6 protein-coding genes and 1 pseudogene are annotated in these 6,485 nt (G+C 67.0%); 5 read left to right on the top strand and 2 right to left on the bottom strand.

The window, feature by feature from the left end; genetic code table 11:
- The 5 genes and pseudogenes from GORHZ_RS13240 to GORHZ_RS13220 form a co-directional block, all read left to right on the top strand.
- Positions 1-626: PucR family transcriptional regulator (locus GORHZ_RS13240; protein WP_006333773.1), on the top strand; the 626-nt coding region annotated here is incomplete at its 5' end.
- Positions 627-820: 194 nt separating this feature from the next.
- Entirely contained in the window at positions 821-1,729 is a 909-nt protein-coding gene (locus GORHZ_RS13235; protein ID WP_040531815.1) for an ACP S-malonyltransferase, read from the top strand.
- Between the two features lie 124 nt (positions 1,730-1,853).
- Positions 1,854-2,156, top strand: a complete 303-nt coding sequence (gene acpM / locus GORHZ_RS13230; protein WP_006333771.1) for a meromycolate extension acyl carrier protein AcpM — start codon at positions 1,854-1,856, stop codon at positions 2,154-2,156.
- Positions 2,156-3,426: pseudogene (locus tag GORHZ_RS13225) on the top strand (KasA/KasB family beta-ketoacyl-ACP synthase). The gene acpM and the pseudogene GORHZ_RS13225 overlap by 1 nt, the downstream one beginning before the upstream one ends.
- Before the next feature lie 27 nt (positions 3,427-3,453).
- Complete coding sequence (locus GORHZ_RS13220; RefSeq protein ID WP_006333768.1) at positions 3,454-4,905, top strand: acyl-CoA carboxylase subunit beta; 1,452 nt, start codon at positions 3,454-3,456, stop codon at positions 4,903-4,905.
- 86 nt (positions 4,906-4,991) lie between these two features.
- Here the strand turns inward: GORHZ_RS13220 and GORHZ_RS13215 are convergent, their stop codons facing one another.
- A complete protein-coding gene (locus GORHZ_RS13215) occupies positions 4,992-5,510 on the bottom strand; it encodes a DUF3145 domain-containing protein (RefSeq protein WP_006333767.1) in 519 nt (172 codons plus the stop codon).
- A gap of 125 nt (positions 5,511-5,635) precedes the next feature.
- Positions 5,636-6,457, bottom strand: coding sequence for a serine hydrolase domain-containing protein (locus GORHZ_RS13210; protein ID WP_006333766.1), 822 nt, complete (start codon positions 6,455-6,457; stop codon positions 5,636-5,638).
- Positions 6,458-6,485 lie beyond the last annotated feature (28 nt).

Below are 6,485 nucleotides of genomic sequence, written 5' to 3'. Positions count from 1 at the left end.
TCGGAGCCCCACCGCCCGAGCAGAACGTGTCGGTTCCCCTGGCCATCCACAACACCGCCAAACAGTTCGACCGATCCGCCCTCTCGGTCGTGCAGGGCTCCTTGCTCGTGGCCATCGTGAGCGGGTCGGTCCGTCCCAGCGAACGGTTCGTCAGCGCGTTGCTCGGTCACTTCGCCGACGGGCCGGTGGTCATCGGACCGACGATGCCCAACCTCAGCAGCGCCCCCACGAGCGCCGACGAGGCGATGGCGGGTATCTCCGCCGTCGCGGGGTGGCCCAACGCACCCAGGCCGGTACACAGTCTCGAACTCCTGCCCGAGCGAGCGCTCAACGGGGACCCGTCGGCGATGACGGCTCTCAACGAAATCCTGGTCCGGCCGCTCGCCAAGGGAGGCAGCACTCTCGCGGCAACCCTCGAGGCCTACCTGGACTCGGGCGGCTCCGTCGAGAGCTGCGCGCGGGAACTGTACATCCATCCAAATACTGTTCGGTACAGACTGAAGAAGATTGCAGAAATCACAGGACGTGATCCAACTAACCCTCGCGACGGCTACGTTCTGAGGATCGCGGCAACGGTAGGTCGACTGACACACTTCAAAAACGAATCGCCTTCACGCGCCACATAGATCACACGTGTCACACCCCGAAATCCGAGTTTTCCCTGATAAACCGGGGTGGACACGATTTTGTAACGGATCTCGAACTGATGACGAACCAGACGCTCCTTCGATCACCTTTGTGGGAACCCTACAAAAGCTCGCCGTAAGGTTCATGCTCCTCAACACCCACAAACCGGGTTCGGACGGTGTTCTCTGGTCACGTGCTACAGATCCTCGCGCCCGGCCAGGGCTCCCAGACTCCCGGCATGCTCGTCCCATGGCTCGAGCTCGCCGGCGCACGCGATCAACTCGCCGTCTGGTCGAAGCTGACCCGCCTCGACCTCGAACGCCTCGGCACCACCGCCACCGCGGAAGAGATCACCGACACCGCGGTCACCCAGCCGCTGGTGGTCGCGACCGCCCTGCTCGCCTTCGACGAACTCAGCAAGCGGACCACCCTGAGCGACGACGTCGTCGTCGCCGGCCATTCCGTGGGCGAACTCGCCGCGGCCGCGATCACCGGAGTGATCAGCGCGGATGAGGCCGTGACGCTCGCCGCCGTGCGCGGCGCCGAGATGGCCAAGGCCTGCGCCCTGCAGCCGACCACCATGGCGGCGGTCCTCGGTGGGGACGAGGCCGCGGTACTCGCGCGGCTCGCCGAGCTCGATCTGGTTCCGGCCAACCGCAATGCGGCGGGCCAGATCGTCGCGGCCGGAAAGGTCGAGGCCATCGACGAACTCATCGCCAACCCACCGGAGAAGGCCCGCACCCGCAAGCTCGCGGTCGCAGGCGCCTTCCACACCGACTTCATGGCCCCCGCGCAGGATGCCGTCGCTGCGGCCGCCGCGAAGATCACGCCGGCCGAGCCGACGCGCACGCTGCTGTCGAACTCCGACGGGCAGCCTGTAACGAATGGCGCCGATGCACTGACAAAACTAGTGGCACAGGTGACGAAACCCGTGCGCTGGGATCTGTGCTCGCAGTACATGCGCGAACAGTCCGCCTCCGCCGTCGTCGAACTTCCGCCCGCCGGAACGCTCGTCGGCATCGCGAAGCGCGAGTTGAAGGGAACGCCCACGCTGGCGCTGAAGACACCCGACGACATCGACAACATCAACGAACTTGGATAGCGGTCGCGGCGCTACGCCGCGACCCCCGGAAGACCGGACATACCCCGGTCGTCCAAGCATGCGCCGGCCACGGTGCCGCGTGTGCTCCGGATAGAGAAAATCAGAACGAGAAGGGATCCACACAGTGGCTGCCACCCAGGAACAACTCATCGCCGGCATCGCCGAAATCATCGAGGAAGTCACCGGCATCGAGCCGTCCGAGGTGACCATGGAGAAGTCGTTCGTCGACGACCTCGACATCGACTCGCTCTCGATGGTGGAGATCGCCGTGCAGACCGAGGACAAGTACGGCGTCAAGATCCCCGATGAGGATCTCGCCGGTCTGCGCACCGTGGGTGACGCCGTCGCGTACATCCAGAAGCTCGAGGCCGAAAACCCCGAGGCTGCGGCCGCCATCAAGGCCCAGGTCGAGGCAGACCAGAACTGATGAGTTCCCCGTCCCTTCGCGAATACTCCACTCTGGGCGGGAACTTCCCGAGCGTGGTGGTCACCTCCATGGTGGCCACCACCTCTCTCGGCGTCGACCTCGACTCCACCTGGCAGGGACTGCTGGACGGCAAGACCGGCATCCGTGAGCTGACCGACGATTTCGTCACGAAGTACGGTGAGCTGCCCTGCCGCATCGGCGGGCGTCTGCTGGCCGATCCCGCCGATGAGGTCACGCGTGTCGAGGCACGCCGGATGGCCTACGTCGAGCGGATCGCGCATGTCATGAGCAAGCGGCTGTGGGCGCACGCGGGCGAACCCGAGGTCGACCCGGACCGTCTCGCGGTGGTCCTGGGTACCGGCCAGGGCGGCGGCGACGCGATGGTCGATGCGGTCAAGGCGATGGAGGAGTCGGGCAACTACCGCAAGGTCTCCCCTCTCGCGGTGTCGATGGCCATGCCGAACGGCCCCGCCGCAGTCGTCGGACTCAACGTCGGCGCGCGCGCCGGCGTGATCACCCCCGTGTCCGCGTGTTCGTCGGGCGCCGAGGCCATCGCCCACGCCTGGCGACACATCGTCATGGGTGACGCCGACATGGTCGTCACCGGCGGCGTCGAGGGGCACATCGATGCGATCCCGATCGCGGCCTTCTCGATGATGCGGGCGATGAGCACGCGCAACGATGACCCGGCCGGCGCATCGCGTCCGTTCGACTCCGACCGCGACGGATTCGTGTTCGGCGAGGCCGCGGCGATGCTGATCCTCGAACGCGAGGAGCACGCCAAGGCACGCGGCGCCACATCCACGCCCGGGTGCTGGGAGCGGGTATCACCTCCGACGGGTTCCATCTGGTTGCCCCGGACCCCAGCGGTCAGGGCAACGCACGGGCGATGACCCGCGCCATCCAGACCGCCGGTCTGACCAAGGCCGACATCACCCACATCAACGCGCATGCGACGTCGACCCCCATCGGCGACACGGCGGAGGCCGCAGGCATCAACGCGGCCATCGGTCAGCACGCGGCCGTGTACGCACCCAAGTCGGCGCTCGGCCACTCCATCGGCGCGGTCGGGGCGCTGGAGTCGGTGCTGACCATCAAGAGCGTCGAGGAAGGCGTCATCCCGCCCACGCTCAACCTGGAGAACCAGGACCCCGAATGCGAACTCGACGTCGTACACGGTGAAGCCCGCCACGGGCAGATCGATTACGCGTTGAACAACTCGTTCGGATTCGGTGGGCACAACGTCGCACTCGCGATCGGTCGCTACTGAGTCAACTCCACACCGCAGGAGACAACGATGACCACCGTGGCTCCCATCCCCGGCCGTGAGGACGCAGCGGACCCCCGCGACCCGCTGTTGAGGTTGACCAACTTCTTCGACGAAGGGTCGATGTCGCTCCTGCACGCCCGGGACAAGTCCGGGGTGCTCGCCGCGATCGGATCGGTCAACGGCGTTCGTACCGTCTCCTATTGCACCGATGGCACCGTGATGGGCGGTGCCATGGGTGTGGTGGGCTGTGCCCACATCGTCAATGCGATCGATACCGCGATCGCCGAGCAGGCCCCGGTGGTCGGGATCTGGCATTCCGGTGGTGCCCGACTCGCCGAGGGTGTCGAAGCGCTCCATGCGGTCGGCGGGGTCTTCGAGGCCATGGTGCGGGCCTCCGGGTACGTCCCGCAGATCTCCGTCGTGGTCGGGTTCGCCGCCGGCGGCGCCGCATACGGTCCGGCCCTCACCGACGTGGTCATCATGGCTCCTGCGGGCCGCGTGTTCGTCACCGGCCCCGACGTCGTCAAGAGCGTGACCGGTGAGGACGTCGACATGGAGTCACTCGGCGGACCGGTCACGCACGGCAAGAAGTCGGGCGTGTGCCACATCGTTGCCGACTCCGAACCCGACGCCTACTGGCGGGCACGGCGACTGGTGTCGACGTTCTCCCAGCAGGGTGTGATCGATCGGGAACTCGCCGAGGCCGGCGACCGCGACCTCAAAGCGCTGTTGCCCGAGTCGAATCGGCGTGCCTACGACGTGCATCCCATCGTCGAGCAGCTGCTCGACACACAACTCGCCGCCGACGGCGAAACCGGGATCTCGACTTTCGAAGAACTGCAGGCGAAGTGGGCGCCGAACATCGTCATCGGATTCGGCCGCCTGGCCGGCCGCAGCGTCGGCGTCATCGCCAACAATCCCCTACGCATGGGCGGCTGCCTCAACTCCGAGAGCGCTGAGAAAGCGTCCCGGTTCGTCCGGCTGTGCGACGCGTTCGGAGTTCCGCTGGTGGTCCTCACCGACGTGCCGGGGTATCTGCCGGGTGTCGGTCAGGAGTGGAACGGAGTCGTCCGCCGCGGCGCGAAACTGCTCCACGCGTTCGCCGAGTGCACGGTCCCCCGGGTCACACTGGTGACCCGCAAGATCTACGGCGGCGCCTACATCGCGATGAACTCACGTGCCCTCGGCGCGACCGCGGTGTTCGCCTGGCCCGGTTCCGAAGTGGCCGTGATGGGCGCCAAGGCCGCCGTGGGCATCCTGCACAAGAAGGCACTGGCCGCCGCCCCCGACGACGAGCGCGACGCGCTGCACGAACGTCTCGCCGCCGAACACGAGGCCATCGCCGGTGGCGTCGGGCGTGCCCAGTCGATCGGCGTCGTCGACGACGTCATCGATCCGGCCACCACGCGCAGCCGGATCGCCGAGGCCCTCGCCGCGGCACCCGCACGACGTGGCCGCCACAAGAACATCCCCCTGTGATCGCCTGATCTCCTTGCTCATCCGATCGCAGAGCGCAATTCGGCCCCGGTAGATCATTACCGGGGCCGAATTTCGTATGTGGACCGCTAGCCCACGCGCTGTTGCAGCCAGGTGACCTCGGCGCCCGCGCCGCCCATGCGGTAGGGCTCGAGCGCGTCGTCCCAAGCGGTGCCGAGCGCTGCCTCGATCTCGCCGGCCAGCCCGGCGCTGTCGGGCTGAGACTCGATCATCGCGCGCAACTGCAACTCCCCGATGATCACGTCGCCGTTGGCACTCGTCGATCCGCGCCACAGCCCGAGACCGGGCACATAGCTGAAGCGTTCACCGTCGACGCCGTCGCTGGCGTTCTCGGTCACCTCGAAGCGCAGGGCCGACCACTCCCGCAGCGCCGTCACGAGGCGCGCGGCAGTGCCGACCGGGCCGGCCCAGTCGACGGTGGCACGCTGCAACCCGGGGTCGGCCTCTTGCGCGGACCACTTCAGGTTGGCCCGCGCATTCAGGGTCGACGACAGAGCCCACTCGACGTGCGGGCACAGCGCCACCGGCGCCGAGTGGATGTACACCACTCCTGTCGTCATGTCCGCAAACTGATTCAGATTGCGCACCTTGTTCACCTCCGGTTTCGACGAGGAACGTCTTCCCCAACACACCTCTCGGAACCGGATATCACACACTTGTGATTAATTGTGCCTCATGTTGCGCGTGTTGCGCCAGTAACGAAAGTGAATTCTCAGTTTTCTGGTCCCCCGAGGCTCGCGACCACCGTGTCGTTGAACTCACTCCACAGCGGCTTCGCCCACGGACCGAAGGTGCGATCGGTGAGGACCACACAGGCGGCCCCCAGATCCGGGTCCACCCACAGGAATGTCCCGCTCTGACCGAAGTGCCCGAAGGTCCGCGGCGAATTATGGGTACCTGTCCAGTGCGGGCTCTTGGCCGACCTGATCTCGAAGCCGAGCCCCCAATCATTGGGGCGGTGCTTGCCGTACCCGGGCACGAACCCGTCGAGACCGGGAAACTGCACCGACGATGCGTCGGCGGCCAGCTGCGGCGAGAGCAGCGACGGCGACAGCAGTTCGGCCGCGAAGGAGCCCAGATCCGCGACAGACGAACGCGCGCCATGTCCGGCGGGTCCCGCCAGCACCGTCGAGGTCATCCCGAGCGGTTCGCAGACGGCCTGGCGCAGGTACTCCCCGAACGCGATGTCGGTGGCCGACTCGACGGTCTCGGCGAGGATCTCGAATCCGGCGCTGGAGTAGATGCGCTGGGTGCCGACCGGGGCCATGATGTCGCGACTGTCGAAGGCCAGGCCCGACGCGTGGGCGAGCAGGTGCGCGATGGTGGCCCCGGGCGGACCGGCGGGGTCGTCGAGTTCGACGGCCCCCTCTTCCGTCGCGATCAGAATCGCCTCGGCCACCAGCAGTTTGGTGACCGAGGCGAGCTCGAAGACACGAGTGGGGTCGCCGAACTCCTCGACGACCCCACCCCGGGTGATGATCGCGGCCGACACGGTGTCGACCGGCCAGTCGGCCAGCGCAGCTAGAGGGGACACATCAGGTCACCCTACCGACACCCGCGCC

The sequence above is a fragment of the Gordonia rhizosphera NBRC 16068 genome (genome assembly GCF_000298195.1).
Classification (GTDB): Bacteria; Actinomycetota; Actinomycetes; order Mycobacteriales; family Mycobacteriaceae; genus Gordonia; species Gordonia rhizosphera.
This window is presented reverse-complemented; position numbering and strand designations above follow the sequence as displayed.